Genomic DNA, 24,342 nt, shown 5'->3' with positions numbered 1-24,342 from the left:
CCGATAGGGTGGAGGTATGCAAGATGCACTGACGTTTGGGCTCGGGCTTATCCTTGGAGCTGCCATAATCGGCGGTATCTGGTTAACTGAGTTGCGCCTACGCCGATATCGCGAGCGCCAAGAACTCACCGATTTGAAAAATACCACCGAAGAGCACGTCATGCTCATTCTCGATACGTTGCCTGAATCATTTATCCTACTGGACTCAGATAACAACATTATTCGAGCTTCACAGCTAGCAACTAACTTCGGAATGATCCAGGAGGGGGTATTGCGCCCAAATCTGGCAACCATTGTTTCTGATGTTTTCCATACCGGGCAGGCCAAGGACGTTGAATTCGATATGGTCAGTGTGCGAAACCGCCATAGACGGCCACGGCGAATATGGGTTCGGGTAGCTAAAGCGTCCTCGGATCGCGTTGTGGTGTTGTTTGAAGACCATACCGAAAAACTGCGCCTCGAAGAAACCCGGCGCGATTTTGTTTCCAATATTTCCCACGAACTTAAAACACCTATCGGCGGGATAAAGTTACTTGCGGAAACAATTGGAACTGTGAGTGATGATGCCCAACAAGTGCGACATTTCGCCACGTCGCTCGAAGCAGAATCAGATCGTTTGTCTCAGCTTGTCCAAGAGATCATCCAGCTCTCGCGCCTCCAAGAGTCCGACGCCCTAACCGATCCGCAACTCGTTTCGGTTGACGCCGTCGTCGCCGAAGCTTTGCGACGAACTGAGGTTGAGGCCCAAGCGCGCCACATCGAACTGATTTCTGGCGGGCAGTCGGGCTTAGAAATTGTTGGCGATGAACTGTTGCTCATCACCGCGGTGCGCAACTTAGTCGATAACGCCGTGCGCTATTCCCATCCCTATTCTCGGGTTTCAGTTGTTGTCTCAGCGCAGAATAACCAGGTATCTATCGCCGTCATTGACACCGGGCTGGGGATACCAGATCATGCGCAGGAACGTGTTTTTGAACGGTTCTATCGCGGTGATGAGGCGCGCTCGCGCGAAACTGGTGGAACCGGATTGGGCTTGAGTATCGTCAAACATATCGTTCACGATCATGGCGGTGAAGTGAAACTGTGGAGCCAAGTTCGCCAAGGATCTACGTTTACCATTATTTTGCCGCGTGCCTACCACGGTGTGCCCGAAGTACAGTCCGACGTCGAAGGAGAAAACGAATGACGACGATTTTGGTTGTTGACGATGAACTTACGTTACGCGAAACTTTGGCATTTAATCTACGCCGAGATGAATTCACTGTTCTCACGGCAGCTGACGGCATTGAGGCGCTTGAAGTTTTCAACGCCAATTCTCCAGATCTTGTGTTACTCGACGTTATGTTGCCAAAACTGTCGGGAACTGAAGTGTGCCGGAAGATCCGATCAACATCGAATGTGCCGATCATTATGGTCAGCGCGAAAGATTCTGAGATTGACAAAGTTGTGGGGTTAGAAATCGGTGCTGACGACTACATTACTAAGCCGTATTCGTATCGCGAATTATTGGCACGAGTGCGCGCTTTGTTGCGACGTAGCGCCCCGATTTTGACTGATCTCGACGGCGAGGGGGCAGCAATCACGGTAGGTTCGGTTGTTCTTGATCCGCAATCACATGTGGTGCGTGTAGCTGGCCAGGAAGTTTCGATGCCGTTGCGTGAGTTTGAGCTTCTTGAATTCTTGATGGAAAACGCGGGACGAGTTTTGACTCGGACCCAGATCTTTGATCGGATTTGGGGAGCCGGATATATTGGCGATTCGAAAACACTCGATGTGCATATCAAGCGATTGCGGTCAAAAATTGAGCCGGAACCCAGCCAGCCGCGCATGCTTATTACGGTGCGTGGTTTGGGATACAAGTTTGTTGCCAAATAATAGCTACGTAATGTTCACCCGCTGTTAACCTATCGTGAATACTACGGTTACATTCACCTACTAGATTGAGTTTTAGGTGAGGGAAAATGATCCTCACATGTCAATCGAAGGAAACGAATCTTGACTAAGAAAACTGGTTCTCAAACCGTTGCGTTACTATCAGTGTTGGCTTTGGGTCTAGGCGCATGTGCTGGGCCTTCGGAAAATGCTACTGAGGATTCCCCATCTCCATCTTCAAGCTCGTCGTTAAATGGTTCTGGTGCCTCATCGCAGGTTAATGCACAGCAAGCGTGGCGCGATAATTTCACAACCGATTCTGGCATCGTGGTTAATTATGATCCAACTGGTTCAGGCACTGGCCGCAAGCAGTTTATTTCCGGGCAAGTAGCCTACGCGGGTACCGATTCGATACTCAAGGCCGACGAGGTGGAAAAAGCCACGCAACGTTGTGGCACAGAGCCTTTGGAGTTGCCGCTCTATATTTCACCTATTGCGGTAGCTTTCAACCTAGAAGGTATTGACTCGTTGAAGCTTTCAGCACAGGTTATCGCCCATATTTTCGATGGGAAAATTACTTCGTGGAACGACGAGGAGATCGCTAAGCTCAATCCAGGGGTCAAGCTTCCAGATTTAGCAGTTATTCCGGTTAATCGTGCTGACGATTCGGGAACGACGGAGAACTTCCAGCAGTATCTGAGTGAGGCTGCTGGCGGTCAGTGGTCTTATGAACCATCTGATACCTGGCCGCGCACTGGAACCCAGTCGGCAGAAAAGACCTCTGGCGTGGTTAACCTCGTTAAGTCCACTCCGGGTGCGATTACGTATGCGGATGCGTCCCAGATTGGCGATTTGGGTTCGGCTGAAGTTGAGGTAGCCGGAGAGTTCTTGCCTTATTCACCGCAAGCTGCAGCGAAGATTGTTGATGGTTCAACCCCTAGCGCTGACGCTACCGAACGTCGGTTGACCGTAGATCTCAAGCGTGACGGTTCGATTGCTGGAGCCTATCCGATTGTGATGGTTTCCTACTTGGTAGCGTGTACCGACTACGATCAGGCAGAAACTGCGAAGAACGTTAAGAGCTTCCTTACCTATGTTGCTTCGGCGCAGGGGCAGGACGTCGCGGCGCAATCAAGTGGTGGTAACGCTCCGATTTCGGATGAGTTACGCACCAAGGTTATGCAGGCTATCGAGCTTATCAACGGCTAATATCATCGATGATGGACCGGTTAGGCAACCGACCGGTCCATCACGCCCGTGTGCGGGCACACAGAAAATGAGGATCTAGTGGACAAACATACAGTAGCTGATACTGACATCTCTACCGTCTATACCACGGCGGGCAGAGATCGCGACGCGCGGCCGCACGCGATCTGGTCACCGGTGGCGCGCGGATCACAAGTGGATAAGATCTTTCGATGGATGTCTAGTGGCGCAGGTGCCATGATTCTCGTTTTATTGGCGGCAGTTGCGATCTTTTTACTGTTGTCTTCAAAGAACGCGCTGTTTGCTTCGTCGTCGACGATAATCGAAAACATTGAATTTACCCGCGGCAAGAATTTTTGGGAATTTGCCCTAGCTGCCCTGTTTGGCACGATGCTCGCTTCGATCATCGCACTCATTATTGCGGTGCCGTTCGCGGTAAGTATCGCCCTGTTTATTTCTCACTACGCCCCACGTCGGTTAGCTGTTTTCTTCGGTTCAATCATTGACTTGTTGGCAGCCATCCCGTCCGTGGTGTTTGGGTTGTGGGGAATGTGGACCTTAGAACCCCTATTGCGACCTATTTTTACCTCGATAGCGACGTCGTTGACCCCAGTTTTTGAATTCATCTCCGGTACGAAACAGATCGTTGACGGCCAAGAAGTCTGGAGCGGGGGACTACCTGGTTTTTCTACACTGGCGCAAAACTTTTCGTGGTGGCCGTTGCAGCCCGACGCCTTAGTTTTTGTACCACCAGCACGTAACATCATGATGGGTGGAGTGATCTTAGCAGTGATGATTTTGCCAATCATCACCTCGCTGTGCCGTGAAGTATTCCTTCAATCTCCGCGATTGTTAGAAGAAGCATCCCTCGCCTTGGGAGCTACCCGATATGAAATGATCAAAATGGTTGTTCTTCCGCACGGCCGCTCCGGTATCGTTTCGGCCACCATGCTTGGCTTTGGTCGTGCGCTGGGCGAAACAATGGCATTGCTCATGGTTCTTTCCCCGGGTTTGATGATCAACTTCAAGATCTTCCAACCAGGCCAACACTCCACAATTGCCTCACAGATCGCCTTGCGGTTCCCAGAATCGTCTGGACTCTCATCTGACTTCCTTGTCGCTCTCGGCTTTATCTTGTTTATTATTACTTTCCTCGTCAATTTCGTGGCTCGTGCCATTGTCAGCCGCTACGCAGAGTTTTCAGGAGCTAACGCATGAGTACCTTTTCATCAACCGATCTCATGCCCGAGACATTCGCATCGCGTCAACAGCGCTATCTGCCAAAGTGGTTCAACATCGCCGCTGGCGGCGCGGCCCTAGTTATATCCTTATTCGTCTTTGTCATTGGCAAAGAGCAGCCAGATATCGTAGTAGCTGGACTGATTGCTGCGCTGATCTTCTTGATTTTATCAGCCATCTTTGGTTTCGCAGTTGAAGGGCGGCGTTATGGTAAAAACCGCCTAGCTACCAACGTTATTGTGGGCGCGTTCGTGATGGCTGTTATCCCGCTGATCTCGTTGCTCTACACTGTGACCTCACATGGCTGGAGCCGCATGGTTCAAAGTGGATTCTTCACCCACACCACGTTCGGCTCGTCCAATGCCGAGACGGTGGTTGGCGCTGGGCATGCGATTATTGGTACTTTGCTAATAACTGGCATGGCTGCATTAATATCCATACCCTTCGGTGTGCTCACTGCAGTGTATTTAGTGGAATATGGCCGAGGCACGTTCGCAAAAATCATCACTTTTTTGGTTGACGTCATGACCGGTATTCCATCCATTGTTGCCGGTCTGTTTGCCGCAGCACTCATTCCGATTCTCAATCAGCACTTGTTTGGTCAAGCTCAGTTTAAGTCTGGTTTCATGGGGGCAATAGCGTTAGTTGTTTTAATGACTCCGCTCGTAGTTCGCAATACTCAAGAAATGTTGCAACTCGTTCCCAATGAGCTACGCGAAGCATCATATGCTCTGGGAGTTTCTAAAGCGGCAACGATTGTTCGGGTGGTGCTACGCACTGCGGTATCGGGTATTGTTTCAGGAATCGTGATCGCGATTGCGCGCATCATCGGCGAATCAGCTCCGTTGTTAATCACTGCCGGAACCACAGATTCCTACAACCTCAACATGTTCGAAGGCCAGATGCTCACCTTGCCAGTTTATGTCTATAACGAGTACACCAAAGGCCACCAAGTTACGGCCTGGGCTGGCGCACTAATTTTGATCGGCATCGTATTACTCCTTAATCTCTTTGCGCGCTGGATCGCCAAACGGTTCGCGCCTAAAGGAATCGCTTAATTATTTTTCTATGACGAGTGGCATTGCCATGAATGAAGGGACTAGCCGTGCAAGACGGAATTAAAGTATCAGACCTCAACATCTACTACGGGAATTTTCTCGCCGTCCAAGATGTCAACGTCGAAATCGAGCCGCGTTCAATCACGGCGCTCATTGGCCCATCTGGTTGCGGTAAATCGACGTTCTTGCGTTCTTTGAACCGGATGCACGAAGTTATCGCCGGCGCCTATTCGAAAGGGTCAGTCATTATTGACGGGGCAGATATCTATGCTCCAGGAGTTGATCCGGTTCGGGTTCGCGAGCACGTAGGCATGGTTTTTCAGCGTCCTAATCCGTTTCCAACCATGTCGATTCAAGACAACGTCTTAGCTGGATTACGGTTAAATAATCGACGCATCTCAAAGAGCGACGCGGAAGAAATCGTCGAAACTTCACTACGCGGTGCAAACTTGTGGGAAGAGGTTAAGGATCGCCTAGATCGGCCAGGCTCATCTCTTTCCGGTGGTCAGCAACAGCGACTATGTATTGCTCGTGCAATTGCAGTTAAACCAAATGTGTTATTGATGGACGAACCATGTTCTGCACTTGATCCGATCTCCACTCTTGCCATTGAAGATTTGATGCAGGAGCTGCAAAAGGATTACACGATCGTCATCGTGACGCACAATATGCAGCAAGCTGCTCGTGTTTCTCAAAAAACAGGATTCTTCAATATCGAAGGCACAGGCAAGCCGGGGCATCTGGTGGAGTATGACGATACAGAACGAATTTTCTCTAACCCGGCTAACAAGCAGACCGAAGACTATGTTTCGGGCCGCTTCGGGTGAGGTTTGGGTTTTGAGCGCAGCGGCTGGGCGAGGTGGTAACTAGGTAGTTATCACCTCGCCCACTTAACAAGGCGCAGCGAATATAAATGACCTGATTGGATATAGCTAATAGCGTTCATGGTTAGGGTATGCTAACCTAATTGTGAATGTTGTTCAGTGTGAAAGGTTTGCTATGTCCAACCAAGAAATACCCAAGCTACGCACTCGTTCCGCATCGGGTACAACTGCGCAAAAAATCGTCTACATCGGAGTATTTACTGCTATCTACTTCGTTATTTTCTTCGCCCTAGGCATGCTGGGATTATTCGGCCCACAATTTATGTTTGTTTCTGCGCCACTGTCTTTCTTAATAGAAGGCGCAGTGATTATTTTGATGCTGAATAAAATTCGCTCATTTGGCGCGCTCACCATCTTGGGTATCATCGTTGGTTTGTTAATGATGCTCACCGGACATGCATGGACCACGCTAATTTTCACAATACTAACCTCATTCCTAGCTGATCTAGTTGCCAAGTCAGGTAGCTACACTAATGAAACGAAGAACATCTTCGCCTATGCGATCTTGCAACAGTGGTATATCGGTGCATGGTTGCCAATCTTCTATAGTTCAGATGCCTACTTTGCTGATGTCGCGCTACAAATGGGGCAACAATACGCGAACCAGATGCAAACACTCTTCACGCCGAAAATTATCGTCGTCTTTTGCATCATTAATTTCTTCGTCTCGCTGCTCGGTGGCTGGATAGGGACGATAATCCTGCGGAAAAACTTTGCTAAAGCCGGTATGGCCTAGATGAGGATAAGACGGTGCAGACCACGATTTCACACTTACCTCCTCAGTGCCAACGAGCCCAGATCAGCACTTCGTGGAAACCGGTTCGTTATGCAAAAAATGATCCCCGCACAACTCTGGCAGTCGTTTTAGCTATTAACGTCACCGTTTTTGGCGGCGCCAGTGCTCCGGTGTTGGTGGTAGCAACTGCCATAGTCGGGGTGTTGTTTGCAAGTGTAGGAACCCTCACCGGCGTTATCCGATTCCTAGTCCTAGAGAGCGGATTTCTTCTTTTTACTTACTACGGTGGTTTTCTCGGTGCTCACACAGTTATAGCTTTTTTGGTAGGGCTAAGCTTTTGGATGTCACGTTTCGTGCTGACAGCAACGATAGGCATTTATGCAATCTACTCCATAAGTACCTCTGAGCTGGGGGCAGCGCTGCGCGCGCTACATATCCCAGCCAGCTTCGTTTCGGCAATGTTAGTAATGATACGTTTCATCCCAACAATTTTGACCGAGTTCAAAGCGATCCAAGAAGCAATGAAACTGCGCGGAATAAACCTCATGGGGATAGACGTCATTGGCCACCCAACACGAACAGTCCAATACCTCATCGTTCCCTTGCTAGCCGGCGTCGTGCGGATCGCAGACGATCTTACTGCCTCCGCAGTGATCCGAGGTCTAGGCTCTAACGAGCGCCCAATGCCGCTCTACCCAACCCGATTTCGGCTCCCAGACGCACTCATCATAGCTGTGACCCTAAGCTATATTGCGTTGCGGCTTTGGAACCCAACTGGCGAGGACCTACTAAATGTTGCACATCTGCTAGGACCAGCGCGATGACTAGGCACGTCTTAGGTGAAATACGGTTTGACGAGGTCTGCTTTGCCTACCCAGCCCCACCCGGCCAGCGCCCCTCCTTCGTCTTTCAACATCTGAATCTGCAAATACCAGCGGGAAGTTGCACATTATTTTGCGGGCCATCGGGGAGTGGGAAATCCACCGCGCTAAAAATGATCAACGGCTTGATCCCGCAACTCCAACCCGGGCACATGGGCGGAAGCGTAACGGTTAGTGGGCACGACGTCGATGACCTCGATTTAACACAGATCGGCAAAACGAGTGCGACCGTGTTCCAAAATCCGCGCTCGCAGTTTTTCACTGGGCACGTTCTATCCGAAATTGCCTATGCCGGTGAAAACTATCAAGTACCGGCACACCTGCTGTGGGGCAGATGTATCGATGCTGCCAAAGAAACCGGCACACACCACTTACTGGAACGAAATCTGCATACGCTTTCAGGTGGGCAACTACAGTCAGTAGCCCAGGCATGTGGCCTGGCAGCCGCAGTGCCAGTTTTACTCTTCGACGAGCCCACCTCAAACCTCAGCCCGCAAGCCATTGATAGTTTTTCGAAAGTGTTACAGCGGCAAAAAGCTGCTGGAAAAACGATTGTTATCGCCGAACATCGGCTGTATTTCTTGCGTGACCTCGTAGACCAAGTAGTGTATTTTCACCCCGGTTGCGACCCAGAAATCATCGATGGGCGAACCTTCTTTTCCTTCGACGACGACGAACGCCGCCGTCGTGGACTACGTGTTTTAGATCTACCCCAAAGCGATGGCAGTGCCAGTGTTGAAAGCGTAAGTGCGGTAAGAAACCAACCCCCACTCGACTCTGGTATTTCGTTACGAAATCTCAACTTTTCCTATCCCGGACATGAAGTCTTTACCGATTTTAGTGCCGATTTGCACGCCGGAAAAATAACGGCGTTAACCGGTGCTAACGGCGCTGGGAAAACAACATTAGCACGCTTGCTGTGTGGTCTACTAAAACCACAATCGGGCGATATATATCTCGATGGGCACGCCCGTTCCGCGCATGCATTATCTGCCAATAGCTCGATTGTCATGCAAGACGTCCATCGCCAACTCTTTGCAGACAGCGTCATTAAAGAAGTTACGTTAGGTAGTAGCGGCGAGGTCGAAGCTGAAAGTTTACTGGCACAGCTCGACTTGTTGCCCTTCGAACACCGCCATCCGCTGAGCCTATCTGGTGGACAAAAGCAACGCCTGGTTATCGCAGCCGCGTTAGCAACCCAACGTCGACTCGTTATCTTCGATGAACCGACATCGGGTGTGGATTACCGGCAGTTACATGCAATTAGCGCACTGGTTAGCCAACTCGCACAAAGTGGACACATCGTCGTCGTTATCACCCACGACGAAGAACTACTCGATTCGTGCGCCGATCAGATTCTTCATCTTAACCCCAGCGGCACACCCCGCTACGCCACAACTCAACCATAGGGAAGAATGATATGAACGAAAATCCTGACATGAGTAACAAAGAAAAAGACAAAGCTGGAAAGTTAGCGTTTAACGATCTACTCAAACCGATCAGTGCACGGATCATGGTGGCGCGGATTTTGGCGGTTGCTTCAGCACTACTCTCAGTTGGACCCTATATTGTGCTGGTCGAACTCTCTGGAATTTTATTGCACGCTTGGCGTGAAGATCTCACCCCAGATCCGGTAGAAGTACGAAACGCTCTAACGGTGCTGATCTGGTTGTTTCTAGCGAAGCTAGCGCTGTATTTCCTCGCACTTACCGTGACTCATTTTGCTGATATCCGCCTGCGCACAATACTCCAAGAACGCATCGCACAACGAATTTCGCGCGCCCCGCTGTCGTGGTTTTCTAAAACAAATTCTGGTTTGGTGCGCAAAGCCATCCAAGATGATCCCGCAGATATCCACACCGTAGTTGCCCACGCTCCAGTCGATAATACGATTGCAATTCTTAGCCCCGTGGCGCTGCTCGGCTACGCATTTTATCTCAACTGGTTATTGGGACTTATCGCCATCGCAACGATCCCGTTCTATCTAGGCGCGATGGCGTACATGGTGCGAGACATGGGCGAAAAAACTGCAGAGATGGATACCCGCCTCGGATATGTCTCTGCCACTATGGTTGAGTTTATTACCGGCATCGCCGTCGTCAAAGCGTTCGGGAAAACCGGTCAAGCCCACGAACGATATCGATGCGCAACCGAAGAATTCCATAAATTCTATCTGGCTTGGTGTGGGCCGATGCTACGGATGTCTGCCATAGCTAATGCCACGATTTCACCGTCGATTCTGCTCTTGACCAACCTCGGATTAGGCACGCTAGCAGTACATTATGGCTATGCTCAGCCAACCGACGTTATCCCCACTGCCATTATTGCGCTCATGATCCCCCAATCGATTGAAGTCTTAGCGAATATGACGTGGTCGATCCAGATGGCCGGAGCAGCATCGTTGCGAATCCAAAAAATATTGAATATTGCGCAAATCAGCCAAGCAACCCAAGACCATGCCCACACAATTGACGTTTCCGTACCACAACCAGTCGTCTTTGACCATGTTTCCTTCAGCTACGGTGACACTCAAGCAGTTGATGATGTTTCCTTGACACTTCAACCCGGAAGCGTCACTGCTTTGATAGGTCCTTCTGGTGGCGGGAAATCAACATTGGCTACACTCTTAGCCCGCTTTTCTGATCCTGACGGTGGCACAATCTCCATCGGCGGAACAGATATTCGCACCTTGCCAGATGACCAGCTTTACCGGTGTGTGAGCTTTGTGTTGCAAGATCCGCAAATCCTTCGCATGTCGATTCGAGAAAATGTAGGTTTGGGAAACCCACATGCTAGCGATGAGGCGATTTGGCAAGCATTGCGAGATGCCCAAATTGCTGATGAGATCGCTGCATTGCCGCGCAGCCTAGACACCATATATGGAGTTGATACCCATTTATCTGGCGGGCAATGCCAGCGGCTATCTATTGCGCGCGCACTTTTGATCGATGCGCCAATCCTTATCTTAGATGAGGCAACTGCTTTTACAGACCCAGAGTCAGAGGCCTTGATTCAAACGGCTCTTACTAGCTTAATAAAATCGCGCAACGGGCAACGAACAGTCCTTGTTATCGCTCATCGCCCGGCATCAGTACATGGAGTTGACCAGATTGCGATTTTAGAAAACGGGAAGCTAAGTGCGATAGGTAGCCCTAGTGAAGTTAGCGACCACCCGTTGTATGTAGCTTTGTGGGAAGGGACAAACGCATGAAAATCACATCTCGAGGGATTACCCAACATATTTTCCAGTTATCTAGCGCTCAAGGGCGAAAATGGCTTCGGACTACCATCATCCTTTCGGTTGTTTCGGGCGTTATTCGCGGCTTAGCACTAGCTGCCTTTTTGCCCGCCATAACTGCATTGGTCAAACACGAACACGTGTGGGGTCTAGGTATTGGAGGCTGGCTTGATGTTTTACTCTTCTTCGCGGTGATATCGGCCGGTGTGGAATATGTTTTGGCAATGATGAATTATTCGGTTGCCTTAGACGCTATGGCGAGTCTGCATAAAAAGATTGGTGACCAGGCGGCTCGGCTACCGCTAGGTTATTTCACTTCCGAAACTGCCGGAAAGTTTTCACGACTAGTATCAAAGCAGATGATTATGCTCGGTGAATCTTTCGCACATATGTTGGCGCCAATGATCACAAATACCTTTACCATGCTGGTTTTGCTCATAGGATGTTGGATATGGTCACCTGCGATGGGAATCCTTCTAACCATAAGCGTTCCGGTCATGTTTTTAGCGGTGTGGATAGCCCAACGCTGTAAAGAACAAGATGAGAAGATAAATACTGGGCCGTCCCAAGAATTATCTGCGCGACTGGTGGAATTTGCACAAAATCAGGCCATCTTGCGCGCATGCGGTCAGGCAAGTTCATTCCAGCCACTTTTAGGAGCTACGAAAGCTGCTGAAAAAGCGAGCATCAAAGGCTTATGGTGGGGACTGCTCGGAAACGCCATTATTGGTACCACAATCCAGTCCATCGCAGTGTTTTCGATGATTATTGCTGTTAGTGCAACGTTCGGATTTAGTGATCCAATAGCGAGCATTGTTTTCATTGGCATTATGCTTCGTTTCACCACGATGCTTGCGGATATTGGAACGCTGGGCATGGGACTAGAAAGTTCGCGTCCCTTACTCGCACAAGTCAACGACATCCTCAACGAACCAGTATTGGTTGATCCGATATCACCGAAGCCGATCCAAGAGCCGGGAGCTGTTGAACTGCGCGACGTCTATTTTGGCTATAGCCCTAACACGCTTGTTCTTAATGGCGTTAGCATACGATTTGCGCCGCAATCCTTTACCGCGATCGTGGGTCCTTCTGGCTCAGGAAAGACGACGTTAGCGCGCCTTATTGCCCGATTCTATGAAGTTGATCGTGGAAGCGTTTTAGTAGGTGGCGTTGCTGTTAAAGACCAACGTGTTGGCGACGTTATGAAGCAAATCGCGTGGATTTTCCAAGATGTTTATCTCTATGACGATACTCTTGAAGCCAATATTCGGGTAGGTAATCCCGATGCGAGCGATGAACAGATCCGCAAGGCTGCAGACTTAGCTGGAGTTACCGAGATTGTAAGACGGCTTCCTGATGGATGGAATACGAAAGTGGGTGAAGGCGGGCGAGCGCTTTCAGGCGGAGAACGCCAACGTGTTTCGATCGCGCGAGCAATCGTTAAGCAAGCTTCCATCGTTCTTATCGATGAGGCCACGAGTGCGCTAGATCCAGCTAACGAAAAACATATTGTTGAGTCACTGAATTATTTACGGCAACGCTCTACACTTATTGTGATTGCCCATAAGCTATCAACAATCCAATCAGCCGATCATATCGTTGTCCTAGATTCACACGGCCAGGTTGTTCAAGAAGGAACCCATGAGGAACTACTTGAATCCGGCGGAAAATATCGTGAATTTTGGCAACTTCGCAACGCCGCCAAAGGATGGTCTTTGACATGATGCATATGCGCCTGGGACGTAAAACTGGTCCGAAACCTAAGTTCACTGCACAACAAGTTATTGACGCAGTATTGCATATTGGGTTAGACACCTTCACTATGTCCCAGGTGGCCAAAGCTGTTGGGGTAGGAGCTCCGAGCCTATACCGGCTCTATAACTCGCGTGACGATTTAGTCGCAGCATGTTTGGAAGACATTGCTCGTCGTCGGCCATGGGTCTCGCCTCAAACCTCGTGGCCAGATATGTTGCGTGCGTGGGCGCATTACTGCTGGGAATTATGCGAAACATTTCCCGGATTTGCGCTCACGCTCTACACCTATCCGTTCCCGCAAGTAAATTTCATGAAATCAGCAGCAACCATAGTCGAGGATTTCACTGGTGCCGGCCTTGCCAAAAACAGCGTTCTTTTCGCGCTAGATTTTATTGGTGATACTGTTATCGCAACCCATTTAGGCATAGGCACTTACCGGGTTGAATCCACCAATCAGGAACGAAAAGAACTCATCGAACGCAACCTCGAACTTTCTAACGAGCAGCTAGGTACAGATCTGTCACCCATTTTGTATAGCCGCGACCCATATCGAGACTTGGTTGAGCCGAAAATTGAATTCATCATCGCAGCTCTAGAAGCTGGAATACAACCTCCTGGGCATGGCTTGGGTCATGTAGCGCAGGCCTAAAGTAGTTAGTGGTGATATAACAGTGGCAAAAAGTGAATTACGAATACTTCTTCTTACAGTTTTGTTGGCCTTTATGGGCCAGATGATTCTCAACCCGATTCTTGCTCCCTTATCCCGCGAGCTCGATTTAGCTGAATGGCATATTGGTGCGGCGATCTCTACGGCAGCAGTCATGTTCGCATTGTTTGCCCGAGTATGGGGTAAAGCATCCCTACAATGGGGCACCCGCCGCGTCTTGCTTATCTCGATGGTGATGGGCTTTATAGCTTTAGCGTCCTTCGCATACGTATCGTATGCTGGCCTTGCCGGCTATCTCACCACCGGTATGTTGCTGGCACTAATCTTACTTACCCGAGGCGTCATTTATGGTGGTGCGATAGCTGCCGTAGCGCCGTCGTCGCAAACATATATTGCCACGCACACCGTTACCGAAAGCGAACGCATCAAAGGAGTTGGTGCGTTAGGTGCAGCCCAAGGTATCGCATCAATTTTAGGTGCTATCATCGGCGGGGCTCTAGCAGCTTTCGGCGGTATCATGCTGCCGTTAGTAGTTATGCCTGCCATGATGTTAGGCGGAATTGGTGTGCTACTGCTATTTTTCAAACCCGCTAGCGACTCATACCGCGTTGCTAAACCGGCAACAGTTCGCTACCGCGATCCACGAGTTTTCCCTTTTCTTTGCGTAGGGCTCCTCAATTACATTTCGTTTGCCAGCATTGGCACTATTTTCGGATTCATTTTACAAGATGGGCTTCGCCGCGGGCCAGGGCACTCAGCCGGTCTCATTGCACTATGCATGGTGATCATGGGAGTTGCGATGATCATCTCGCAAGGAGTTTTGGCACCGAAGTCTAACTGGAAACCAACAGTGCTGTTACGCCGCGGTACTCTCATACTAGGTTGCGGACTTGCCTGCCTGCTCCTGCCAGCACATCTCGGGATCTATATGGTGGCGTGTGTCGGGGTTGGGCTTGGAATGGGGCTGGCTTTAACTGGCTACAACGCTGGCCCAACCGCGTTAGTTGAGCATCACGAACAAGGCGGTTTAGCAGGAATTCTTAACTCTAACGGTGGAATAGCCTATGCGATTGCGCCGATCGGTTCCACTGCGTTATATAGTTGGAATCATACAAGTCCGCTCATTGTATGTATCGCTTTGTGCCTCATCTCTGCTGCTTGGACCTACCTGCATCCGCTACTGCGCCACTAGCGTGACTTGCCCCACGTGAGTTAGCGCTAACTAAATGATCTCACCTTAGGCCCATTGCGCGCTGTGTGGATCAACTCCGTGGTGTGAAGCATTTGCGTTGATAGCTGCCACCAGCCAAGTAGGAAGATCAGGGTGCCGTTTAGTGTAGTATTCTCTAAACCTTTCATCGGCCACATACCCACGTCCGATAATAACCTGTTTGGCGTGTGTGACATCAAAAAACGTATTCAACAATAGTCGATGTTTTTCGGCCAGCTCCCTCCCTTGCACACTTACCGGATCAATTCCAGCGTCAATAGCGCGAACCATGTCAGATTCCAGTTGAGCCATCGAGTTTTTGAACGCTTGCCAATCCTGGGCAGACATGGTGGCTTGTCGTTGATAAGAAACTCTCCAGTCCTCAGTATCTCCCCAGCGTTCTTCGGCCTCAGCCTCCCATTCTGGATTCCACTCTTTTCCTAAGATCTTGGCTTTTTCGTCAATTGATAATGGTGTATCGGTCATAATGTTCTCCAAGAGTTTTTCGACTGCAGATAGTTTTTGCGCCGTCTGATTCTGCTGGGCAAGGAGAAGGTCACGTTGTGCTACGAGATGTTCTCGTGATGAGCGTTCAGCGTTGAGAACTTCTTTAATAGCAGTCAGTGCCATCCCTGTTTCGCGGTAGATCAGTGCTTGCTGTAACCGTTCGAGGTCCGCACCGTCATACATCCGATAACCAGCAGATGAGCGATGAGATGCGGGCGCTAGACCAAGACCGTCCCAGTGGTGAAGTTGGCGGATACTGATTCCGAGAAGATCTGCTACTTCTCCGACTGTATAACGACGTTCATTGTTCATAGTTTTAACTATCGCGCCTCACATCGCGTCAGGCTCAAGCGAGAATCGTGTGATCTAAACTACTTATTGAGCGTGAAATCTTGCTTGAGCACCGTGATACTAACCAGGGCATTGTTCGCACCTGTTTCGATTTGTACGGGTGTTTCGTCGTCGATCAGTGCATAGCCATAGGTGAGGGTATGGGTTTGTCCGGGTGCGATTTCGGTAAATAACGAGCTGGGATCATATCCGCTGCTCTCTTCGTTAACGAAGGCAGTGCGGGTCAACGCAGTTTCGCCTTGCCGGGCGTTAAGGTCGGCAAATAACGGATTTTGGCTACGTTCAGAGTGGTTGGTTACCGTGAGCGAGACTACAACGGCCGAATTACCTTCGGCGTCTAAGAGTATTGGGGAGAGGTCAAGTGATTCGATTATGAGATCTGGTTGGTCGACGACGTCGGGGGTAGGTTGAGGTGGAATCGGCGATTTTTCTGGTGCTTGCGTTATGGTATCGGGTGGCGTATCTGGTTGTGTATGGACCGGTGGGGTTAAGAACAGTGCGCTGATAACTGCTAAGAGAGCGAAAAAGCTTCCTAAAAGCGCTAACTCAAATCCACGTTGTGTAGCGTCTTTCGTGCGTGTGCTAACCATCCCAATAATCGAGCTGACTGCCGCGATGAACGCCCAGAGTAAGCCGAGGTAACGCAGATAGCTAACTAGGGCAAACCCGGTAGCGAGAATACCAGCTGCAAGACCACCGAGGGCAAAGCCATTATAAGGAAATTGGTCGCGAGGCGAGGCTGGCTCTGGCTTGCGGGAGTGATCCATTGGGAGCTCTTTTCCTGTCTTTCACACTAGAAGTATCGGGGTAATCTGTTGTTAATTGAAGAAGCAGACATGTTCGGGGAACTGCTCATCGGTGCCTGCCATCACTGGTAGAGGATTCCTATTTTAGCTATTGTGTATAAGAATTGCAGGAGAGGTTGAAGATCCATGAACCACGTTCATTCTCACGAGCAAGGCAAACATGGCCAGCAATCAAGCACGAGATTGGTGGTAGCTCTCAGCGTGACGCTCGTCGTGCTGATAGTTGAGATCATCGGCGGGATCATTTCTGGATCTGTTGGCCTGCTAGCTGATGCCGGACACATGTTTATTGATTCTTCTGGTCTCATTGTTGCCCTCATCGCCAGTCGTATTATGCTCCGGCCGCGCAATGATATCTATACTTGGGGATGGGGAAGGATCGAAATTATCGCCGCTGGTGTGCAAGCGGGTATGCTGTTCCTTATCTGTTTATGGGTGGCCTATCATGCTATCGGACGCTTGTTTTCTCCGGTATCGCTGGAATTTACGCCGATGATTATTGCGGCATCGGTGGGCCTGCTTGCTAACCTGATCTCTCTAAGTGTGCTCTTCGGTGGGCGCGCTTCGTCGTTAAATATGAAAGCGGCCTTTTTGGAAGTTCTCAACGACGCGTTGGGTTCTGTGGCTGTTATCGTTGCGGCGCTTGGCTATTATTTCTTCGACTGGCAGCGAGCTGACGGCATTGCGGCCTTACTGGTAGCAGGCTTGATGGCGCCGCGGGCGATTCTCTTACTGCGCAGTGCTGTGCGGATTTTGCTTGAGGCCAGCCCGCACGACGTCGACGTTGCAGATATTCGAAAACACTTTGCCACACTGCCGTATGTGGCCAATGTTCACGATGTACACGTTTCAACGATTCGAACTGGAGTGCTCTCTTTGACTGCACATATCGCAATTGTTCCGCAAACCACCGATGATCAACGCGGGCAATTGCTTCATCGCCTTGAAGCGTGTGCCCAACAGCATTTTCAGGTGCCGATTTTACATTCGACGTTCCAGCTCGAACAGGAAATCCACGGTAGTCACGAAAACTCGCAGCATTGAAGCGGATAACGCGATTACGGTAGTCACGAAAACTTGCAGTGTTGAAGCGGATAACGCGATTACGGTAGTCACGAAAACTTGCAGTGTTGAAGCAGATAACGCGTTTTTCGAACTAACGTTATTTTCTTCTTAAACAAGGTAACTTAGGTTTACCTTAGTTAGAAGCCGTTTCTACTGGTAGGGTGGCAATATGAAAAATGATTCGTCACTGCCGCAAGCAAACCGTTCTACTCAGGCTGCAGCTGGACATTGGGTCCTGGCTCGAGCCGGTAAGAAAGTCTTACGCCCTGGTGGCCTGAAACTCACTCAGCGAATGTTGGAAAAGGCGCGATTAGTGGGTAAAGATGTTGTCGAGTTTGCTCCCGGGCTGGGACGGACAGCTGAAATTATCGTGAGTCAAGCAATTACGTCCTATCGCGGTGTTGATCAAGATCCGGCGGCAGCCAAGCGCGTGGAAAGTATCGTTAGCCCCCGCGCGGGAGTGGTGATTAATGCCAACGCCCAAGATACTGGTCTAGCTGAGAGCAGTGCCGATATTGTTGTTGGCGAAGCGATGCTGACTATGCAAGGCGAGAAGGCCAAGACGGATATTATCAGTGAAGCGTATCGGTTGTTGCGCCCTGGTGGCCGGTATGCGATTCACGAGCTTGGCTTAGTTCCTGATGATATCGAGCCAGAAGTTGCAGATACCTTGTGCAAGAAACTTGCCCAGGCAATCCGAGTTAACGCGCGTCCCTTAACTGAAAAGGAATGGACCGAAGTGCTCCAGGCGTGCGGTTTTGAGATTGAGTGGGTAGGTAAAGAGCCGATGGCGCTGCTATCTCTCAAACGCAACTTTGCCGATGAAGGTTTTGTTGGTGTGTTGAAGATTCTTAAGAATGTCATCTTAGACAAAGAGTTGCGCGGGCGTATGATGCAGATGCGTGCTGTTTTTCAAGAGTATAACGAGCAGTTAACTGGTATAGCGATTGTGGCACGCAAGCCTCAAGCCTAAAGTTTGCGATACGCCAAACCTGCCTCGTGGCAAGGTAGCTTGGCTCTAAGAACAAGCCGATCAATAACTTTGAGAACGCAGAAGAACAATGAAGGAAACGTAATGAGTGAAGTACGCGAAGAATCCAGTGGAGTTCCAGGCCAACTGGGATACTTGCCGTCGTTAGTGGATCAGATAGAGTATGCCGAAAAGAGCACGGTGTCCAAAACTGTGATGCGTGCTGAGGGAGTAAATCTCGTCTTGTTTTCATTCGATGAGGGAGAAGAGCTTTCGGAGCACACTGCGGCAATGCCGGTTCTCGTCCAGACTCTCGAAGGTGAACTTGAGATCACGGCAGATGGTCAAACTGTGCGGCTACTGCCAGGCGGCGTCGTTCATTTCACGACCCGGCTTCCGCATGCAGTCAAAGCGATTCGCCCGTCAAAGATGGCGTTATATATGCTCGCGCCTATGCGTGCGTGAAAAGCTGACATTCTTCTGTACCGCTATCCAAAACCTGGGTTGTGGATAGCGGTACTTTTTAATTATGTGATTTTGCCTGAGTTGTTGTCATAGAAACTCCTAGTCTTGTTTTGCTGCTATCTAAAACCTTCGGTCTTGTATGCGTCGGTATCTATAATCTCTAGTCTTGTTTGTAGGATCTCCACATGGGGAACTGGGTGGTGAATGGTTGCTCGATCGGCTCGCGGTGTAAAGCAGAGTGTGGTTGTGTTGTTTTTGGTTTAGGGGTTACGTTATTTTCGAGCCGAGAATCAGTGGTGTTAGGCCGGGATTGTAGTAATTGTGCCGCGCGGTGTGTTTGAGCTGTTTTTCTTGCCCGCTCTGCAACTATTCATCTAGCCCGACGGTCAGTTTCCTTCCCGGCCACCTCTGACTAATCTGCCTAAACAAACCTGTTTCGTGCCGGTTTGCTACTGTTTATCCCGCCTGTATTACTGAACCACCATAGCCCGCGTCTTTTATAAGATCGCCTACTAGTTTATCCCGCCTGTATTACTGAATCACTGCGTTTATATCTAAATGTCGGGTTTCTAAGGTGGGTATCGAGACTTGCCTGTCGTAAAACCGGGGTATATGGGGCGATGTCCTCATATACGGGCCTATCGCCCCATATACCCCGGTTTCGCAACACGTTACGGTCTTAATAGAGTGTGGTGAGGTGTTTGAATGGACTAACTGCAGTGCGGAAGGGGGTGCTTGGTGGTTGGAGCGAGGTTTGGTTGAACTGGCCGGTGATTAGGGTACAGTGGGGCCGGAGTGCTTGACAGTTGGAGTGAGGTTTGGTTGAACTGGCCGGCGGTTGGAGAGAGCGGGACAAGCGGAGTAAGCAGAGCAAGTAGAGTCTGCATGCTGCGTTAGTTTCGCCTGCATTAGTGCGTTTTACGCACCGACTATCACGCGGACGTATCATATTGCGAACGATATCTCGTCCAGCATGTGAGAGGAATGTGGTAGCGGTAGAATTCCAAGCGCGTGCATAGATAGAGTTTTTTAGTGAAATTCTTAAACAACACTGTGCCCAGTTTCGATCTAACTTATGACGATGTCTTCATGGTTCCGTCACGATCCAACGTCGGTTCGCGAAGCAATGTCGATTTAACGACAGCCGATGGCTCTGGAACAACCATCCCGCTTGTCGTAGCAAATATGACCGCTATTGCCGGTAAGCGCATGGCAGAGACTGTTGCCCGCCGCGGCGGCCTAGTTATTATTCCGCAAGATATTCCCACAGATATTGTTGTCTCGACTATCGAAGAAGTAAAGTCACGGCATCTGGTTTACGATACACCAGTCGTAGTTAAGCCACATCACACCTGCGGGTACGCACTTGGCCTGCTAACTAAGCGTTCTCATCGAGCAGCGATTGTTGTTGATCCAGAAACAAACGTGCCGGTTGGGATCGTGGTGGAAAAAGACGTAACCGGAGTTGACCGGTTCACTCAAGTTCGAGACGTCATGTCTAACGAGCTCTTTACCTTGCCAGAAGGAATCGATCCACGTGAAGCATTCGATATCCTCAAAGCTAAGCATCGCCAACTTGCTCCAGTAGTCAACGACGCCGGCGCCCTTGTTGGCCTACTTACCCGCGATGGTGCTGTGCGTGCCACGATGTACCAGCCCGCGGTTGATGCCAATGGCAAGCTCAGAATCGGTGCAGCAATCGGAATGAACGGTGACCCTGCTTCGAAAGCACTCAAGCTCGTTAACGCCGGAGCTGACGTTATAGTTGTTGATACCGCACACGGTCATCAAGAAAAAATGATCGAAGCAGTGCGTGCTGTGCGCGCAGTTTTGCCAGCTGATTTCCCTATCGTGGCCGGAAACGTTGTAGCAGCCGATGGTGTTCGTGACCTGGTTGAAGCTGGCGCTTCGATTATCAAAGTTGGTGTTGGCCCAGGTGCAATGTGTACTACCCGTATGCAAACCGGGGTCGGACGCCCACAATTTTCTGCCGTACTCGAATGCGCAGCCGAAGCTGCAAAGTATGGCGCACACGTGTGGGCTGATGGGGGAGTTCGTCACCCACGAGATGTCGCTCTAGCTCTAGCAGCCGGTGCCTCCAATGTTATGATTGGCTCCTGGTTTGCTGGAACCTATGAATCCCCAGGCGATGTACAGTATGATGCCAATGGACGCCCATACAAAGAATCTTTCGGAATGGCATCAAAGCGTGCGGTGCGTAACCGCACCGTCGCAGATGACGCTTTCGATAGAGCACGTAAGGCACTATTTGAAGAAGGTATTTCGATGGCACGTATGTTCCTTGACCCAGAGCGTCCCGGCGTTGAAGATCTAATCGATCAGATCGTCTCCGGTGTCCGATCCTCGTTTACCTACGCCGGATCGCGTACCATCTCCGAATTTGCCCAACGAGCTATCGTGGGTATCCAATCATCCTCCGGATATCGTGAGGGTGCTCCCGTTCCTACATCGTGGTGAAAACCAAGGAAAAGAGGAAATAATGTTAGAAAAACCTGTTGATACCTGCGCCGCCATCGTTGGAGCGAACTGGGGTGACGAAGGTAAAGGTCGCATGGTTGATCTTCTCGCTGCGCACTACGACGTCGTTGTGCGTTATCAAGGAGGCGGCAACGCTGGACATACCGTCGTCAACGATTACGGTACGTTTGCACTCCATCTTCTACCGTCAGGTATTTTCAACGACGGCGTGATCAACGTTCTAGGAAACGGTGTGGCACTCAATGCCGAGCAGCTCTTCGGCGAAATCGACACGCTCAAAGATCAAGGGGTAGATGTGACCCCAGATAACCTCGTCATCTCTGAGCGCGCCTCGCTTCTCTTGCCATGGCACCGCGACCTTGACAATCTCGAAGAAGCTCGACTGGCAGACAAACAGTATGGCTCAACCCGTCAAGGCATTGCTCCATTTTATTCCGATAAGTTCCAAAAGAAGACTATTCTTGCTGGCGAATTGCGTGACCCGCAGCGCCTAGAGGCACATGTGGCCGATATTTTGGAATGGAAGAATCTCACGCTCACTCAGGTGTATGGCGCTGAGCCGGCCACGTTAAGCGAAGTCATGGAATGGATTAACACCTGGGCAATGCGCCTTGTGCCGTATTTGGCTAACACCGCGCATGTACTTGCTCAAGCCAAGCAGGCAGGTAAGCGTATCTTGTTTGAAGCTCAGCTAGGTGCGTTGCGCGATATTGATTTCGGCATTCATCCGTTTACGACGTCGTCGAACACTATTGCGGCCTACGCCCCAGTAGGTAGTGGTTTGCCGAGTTTGAATATTGATCGCGTGATAGCTGTAGTTAAAGCCTATTCAACGTGCGTTGGTGCGGGGCCGTTTACTTGTGAATGGTTTGGTGAAAAAGCTGATCGGTTGCGGGATGCCGGTGGCGAGTACGGGGCAACTACTGGACGACCACGCCGAGTTGGTCCCCTTGATTTAGTTGCGACTCGGTATGGAATTCAGATGCAAGGCGCATCTGAAATTGCCTTGACGAAGATGGATGTCCTTTCCGATATGGATGAGATTCCAGTGTGTGTAGCATACGATCTGCCCAGCGGGAAGACTGAAAATTTCCCATTCCCAGCTGATCTTGAGGCGGCAAAGCCAGTTGAGATTATGTTGCCAGGGTGGAAGAGTGATATCAGCGGTTGCCGGACTTGGGAAGAGCTTCCGCAACAGGCTCGTGACTATGTTGAATATGTGGAAAAGCAGCTCGATTGCCATATTCGATACGTCAGTGTTGGCCCTGAACGCGAAGCCTACATTGTTCGCTAAATGATGCGAAGGTGGCCGTGAGAAGTTTTTCTCGCGGCCCATTCGCCACAGGCATCGTTATAACAGTATTCATCCCAGAAAAGAGTATTCATCCGTGGAGCATTCAGGAAAAAATCGCTACGTCAATCCGCTCACAACTCGGTATGCCTCAGATTTTATGGTCGAGCAGTTCTCCCAGCGAACTCGTATTGAAACGTGGCGAAAGTTGTGGGTATCCCTGGCTCGCGCCCAGCATGAACTGGGATTGCCGATCGCGAGTGAACAAGTGGCTGAGTTGGAGGCGCATGTTCACGATATTGATTGGGACGTAGTGGCAGCGCGCGAAGCAGAAGTTCGTCACGACGTGATGGCGCACGTGTACGCGTTTGGCCAGGTAGCCCCACAAGCTGCCGGTATTATTCATCTGGGTGCCACGAGTTGTTATGTTACTGATAATGGGGATTTAGTTATCTATCGAGATGCGTTGATTCATGTGCGACGCTCACTGTGCACTGTGATTGCTAACTTAGCGCAGTTTGCTCAGCAGTATCGCGCCATGCCGACGTTAGGCTATACGCATTATCAGCCGGCGCAGCTAGTGACGGTTGGCAAGCGGGCTACCTTGTGGATGCAAGACTTCATGTCTGACCTTGAAGAACTTGATTTTGTTATTGATTCGATTCGTTTCTTAGGCAGCCGCGGAACTACTGGTACTGAGGCGAGCTTTATGGAGCTTTTCGACGGCGATGAGGCGCGTATCGATGAGATGAATACTCGTATCGCCCAAGATTTTGGGTTTGATCGACTCTTCGATGTTGCGGGGCAAACCTATCCGCGCAAATTCGATTCGCGGATTATGAACTGTTTATCGTCGATTGCACAAAGCGCATACCGTATGGCTCAAGATATTCGTCTCCTCCAACATGATCGTCAGGTAGAAGAACCGTTCGAGACGCACCAAATTGGATCAAGTGCGATGCCGTATAAGCGCAATCCGATGCGCACCGAACGGATCTGTTCCCTGGCGCGTTACGTGATGTCCGACGTCGCCAATCCAACGATGACGGCGGCTACCCAATGGTTGGAGCGAACTCTTGACGATTCAGCAAATCGTCGTATCTCTATGCCAGAAGGCTTCCTGGCAACAGATGCGATCTTGCGGTTGTGCATGAATGTCACCTTTAACCTACACGTCAACGATCAAATTATTGCCAAGTCGGTGCGTGATTATTTGCCGTTTATTGCCACGGAAAATATTTTGATGGAAGCAGTTAAACGTGGCGGTGATCGTCAAGAACTTCACGAACTGATTCGTGAAGAATCACATCGTGCTACAGCGTTAATGAAGGCCGGCGAACCTTTTGATTTACTCGGTGCGCTTGCGGGCCATCCAGAATTCAATATGAGTGAAGACGAATTGAAGTCAGTCCTTGATCCGGCTGCGTATATTGGTCGTAGCTCTCAACAAGTCGATAACTATGTGGCTGTTGTGCGCGCTGCGATCGGGGAATGTCAGCCCAGCGATCAACTTTTGGCGGTTTAATCATAGAAACCGAGTAGCCAATAATGACTGTGATGCGGCTGAAACATGCCGTGCCAGGATATGGACATCAATTTGAGATAAGCCGTTGTTGAACAACGTAAGGCTTGTTATTCTAAA

The 24,342-nt window shown here is 50.1% G+C and carries 21 protein-coding genes; 19 read left to right on the top strand and 2 right to left on the bottom strand.

Annotated elements, in window-relative coordinates:
* Positions 1 to 16 precede the first annotated feature (16 nt).
* From NG665_RS05965 to NG665_RS05905, 13 genes are all read left to right on the top strand, one after another.
* A complete protein-coding gene (locus NG665_RS05965; protein ID WP_252672788.1) occupies positions 17 to 1,186 on the top strand; it encodes a sensor histidine kinase in 1,170 nt (389 codons plus the stop codon).
* A complete protein-coding gene (locus NG665_RS05960; protein WP_252672787.1) occupies positions 1,183 to 1,875 on the top strand; it encodes a response regulator in 693 nt (230 codons plus the stop codon). The genes NG665_RS05965 and NG665_RS05960 overlap by 4 nt, the downstream gene beginning before the upstream one ends.
* Positions 1,876 to 1,995: 120 nt before the next feature.
* Complete coding sequence (gene pstS / locus NG665_RS05955; protein ID WP_252672786.1) at positions 1,996 to 3,081, top strand: phosphate ABC transporter substrate-binding protein PstS; 1,086 nt, start codon at positions 1,996 to 1,998, stop codon at positions 3,079 to 3,081.
* A 78-nt stretch (positions 3,082 to 3,159) separates the two neighbouring features.
* Positions 3,160 to 4,296 (top strand): phosphate ABC transporter permease subunit PstC, encoded by a 1,137-nt coding sequence (gene pstC, locus NG665_RS05950; RefSeq protein ID WP_252672785.1) that lies wholly within the window; start codon positions 3,160 to 3,162, stop codon positions 4,294 to 4,296.
* Positions 4,293 to 5,375, top strand: a complete 1,083-nt coding sequence (pstA, locus tag NG665_RS05945) for a phosphate ABC transporter permease PstA (protein WP_252672784.1) — start codon at positions 4,293 to 4,295, stop codon at positions 5,373 to 5,375. Before pstC ends, pstA begins: the two co-directional genes overlap by 4 nt.
* Positions 5,376 to 5,422: 47 nt before the next feature.
* Entirely contained in the window at positions 5,423 to 6,202 is a 780-nt protein-coding gene (pstB, locus tag NG665_RS05940; protein WP_252672783.1) for a phosphate ABC transporter ATP-binding protein PstB, read from the top strand.
* Positions 6,203 to 6,374: 172 nt separating this feature from the next.
* On the top strand, positions 6,375 to 6,995 hold the full coding sequence (locus tag NG665_RS05935) for an MptD family putative ECF transporter S component (protein WP_252672782.1): 621 nt from the start codon (positions 6,375 to 6,377) through the stop codon (positions 6,993 to 6,995).
* 14 nt (positions 6,996 to 7,009) lie between these two features.
* Positions 7,010 to 7,819, top strand: a complete 810-nt coding sequence (locus NG665_RS05930) for an energy-coupling factor transporter transmembrane component T family protein (RefSeq protein ID WP_252672781.1) — start codon at positions 7,010 to 7,012, stop codon at positions 7,817 to 7,819.
* On the top strand, positions 7,816 to 9,285 hold the full coding sequence (locus NG665_RS05925; protein ID WP_252672780.1) for an ABC transporter ATP-binding protein: 1,470 nt from the start codon (positions 7,816 to 7,818) through the stop codon (positions 9,283 to 9,285). The genes NG665_RS05930 and NG665_RS05925 overlap by 4 nt, the downstream gene beginning before the upstream one ends.
* Positions 9,286 to 9,296: 11 nt before the next feature.
* Entirely contained in the window at positions 9,297 to 11,087 is a 1,791-nt protein-coding gene (locus NG665_RS05920; RefSeq protein WP_252672779.1) for an ABC transporter ATP-binding protein, read from the top strand.
* On the top strand, positions 11,084 to 12,838 hold the full coding sequence (locus NG665_RS05915) for an ABC transporter ATP-binding protein (RefSeq protein WP_252672777.1): 1,755 nt from the start codon (positions 11,084 to 11,086) through the stop codon (positions 12,836 to 12,838). Before NG665_RS05920 ends, NG665_RS05915 begins: the two co-directional genes overlap by 4 nt.
* A complete protein-coding gene (locus tag NG665_RS05910) occupies positions 12,835 to 13,518 on the top strand; it encodes a TetR/AcrR family transcriptional regulator (protein WP_252672776.1) in 684 nt (227 codons plus the stop codon). The genes NG665_RS05915 and NG665_RS05910 overlap by 4 nt, the downstream gene beginning before the upstream one ends.
* Before the next feature lie 73 nt (positions 13,519 to 13,591).
* On the top strand, positions 13,592 to 14,728 hold the full coding sequence (locus NG665_RS05905) for an MFS transporter (protein ID WP_252672774.1): 1,137 nt from the start codon (positions 13,592 to 13,594) through the stop codon (positions 14,726 to 14,728).
* A gap of 45 nt (positions 14,729 to 14,773) precedes the next feature.
* Here NG665_RS05905 and NG665_RS05900 read toward each other — a convergent pair whose 3' ends face one another.
* Both NG665_RS05900 and NG665_RS05895 read right to left on the bottom strand, forming a co-directional pair.
* Positions 14,774 to 15,565, bottom strand: coding sequence for a MerR family transcriptional regulator (locus NG665_RS05900; RefSeq protein WP_252672772.1), 792 nt, complete (start codon positions 15,563 to 15,565; stop codon positions 14,774 to 14,776).
* 59 nt (positions 15,566 to 15,624) lie between these two features.
* The gene (locus NG665_RS05895; RefSeq protein ID WP_252672771.1) at positions 15,625 to 16,371 is read right to left on the bottom strand and encodes a DUF5067 domain-containing protein; all 747 of its coding nucleotides are present in this window, start codon (positions 16,369 to 16,371) and stop codon (positions 15,625 to 15,627) included.
* Between the two features lie 165 nt (positions 16,372 to 16,536).
* On the opposite strand from NG665_RS05895, the gene NG665_RS05890 reads away from it, so the two are divergent.
* The 6 genes from NG665_RS05890 (at position 16,537) to purB (ending at position 24,225) form a co-directional block, all read left to right on the top strand.
* Positions 16,537 to 17,454: a cation diffusion facilitator family transporter gene (locus NG665_RS05890; protein WP_252672770.1), complete on the top strand. Its 918-nt coding sequence runs from the start codon at positions 16,537 to 16,539 to the stop codon at positions 17,452 to 17,454.
* Positions 17,455 to 17,644: 190 nt separating this feature from the next.
* Positions 17,645 to 18,448, top strand: a complete 804-nt coding sequence (locus tag NG665_RS05885) for a methyltransferase domain-containing protein (RefSeq protein ID WP_252672768.1) — start codon at positions 17,645 to 17,647, stop codon at positions 18,446 to 18,448.
* Positions 18,449 to 18,550: 102 nt separating this feature from the next.
* Positions 18,551 to 18,910 (top strand): cupin domain-containing protein, encoded by a 360-nt coding sequence (locus tag NG665_RS05880; RefSeq protein WP_252672767.1) that lies wholly within the window; start codon positions 18,551 to 18,553, stop codon positions 18,908 to 18,910.
* Between the two features lie 1,032 nt (positions 18,911 to 19,942).
* Positions 19,943 to 21,388 (top strand): GuaB1 family IMP dehydrogenase-related protein, encoded by a 1,446-nt coding sequence (locus NG665_RS05875; RefSeq protein WP_252672766.1) that lies wholly within the window; start codon positions 19,943 to 19,945, stop codon positions 21,386 to 21,388.
* Positions 21,389 to 21,410: 22 nt separating this feature from the next.
* Positions 21,411 to 22,703, top strand: a complete 1,293-nt coding sequence (locus NG665_RS05870) for an adenylosuccinate synthase (protein WP_252672765.1) — start codon at positions 21,411 to 21,413, stop codon at positions 22,701 to 22,703.
* A gap of 94 nt (positions 22,704 to 22,797) precedes the next feature.
* A complete protein-coding gene (gene purB / locus NG665_RS05865; RefSeq protein ID WP_252672764.1) occupies positions 22,798 to 24,225 on the top strand; it encodes an adenylosuccinate lyase in 1,428 nt (475 codons plus the stop codon).
* The last annotated feature ends 117 nt before the right edge of the window (positions 24,226 to 24,342 follow it).

Origin of the sequence: Arcanobacterium pinnipediorum (genome assembly GCF_023973165.1) — a bacterium.
Taxonomy (GTDB): domain Bacteria; phylum Actinomycetota; class Actinomycetes; order Actinomycetales; family Actinomycetaceae; genus Arcanobacterium; species Arcanobacterium pinnipediorum.
The sequence above is the reverse complement of the archived record's forward strand: the minus strand, read 5'-3'. Positions and strand labels throughout refer to the sequence as shown.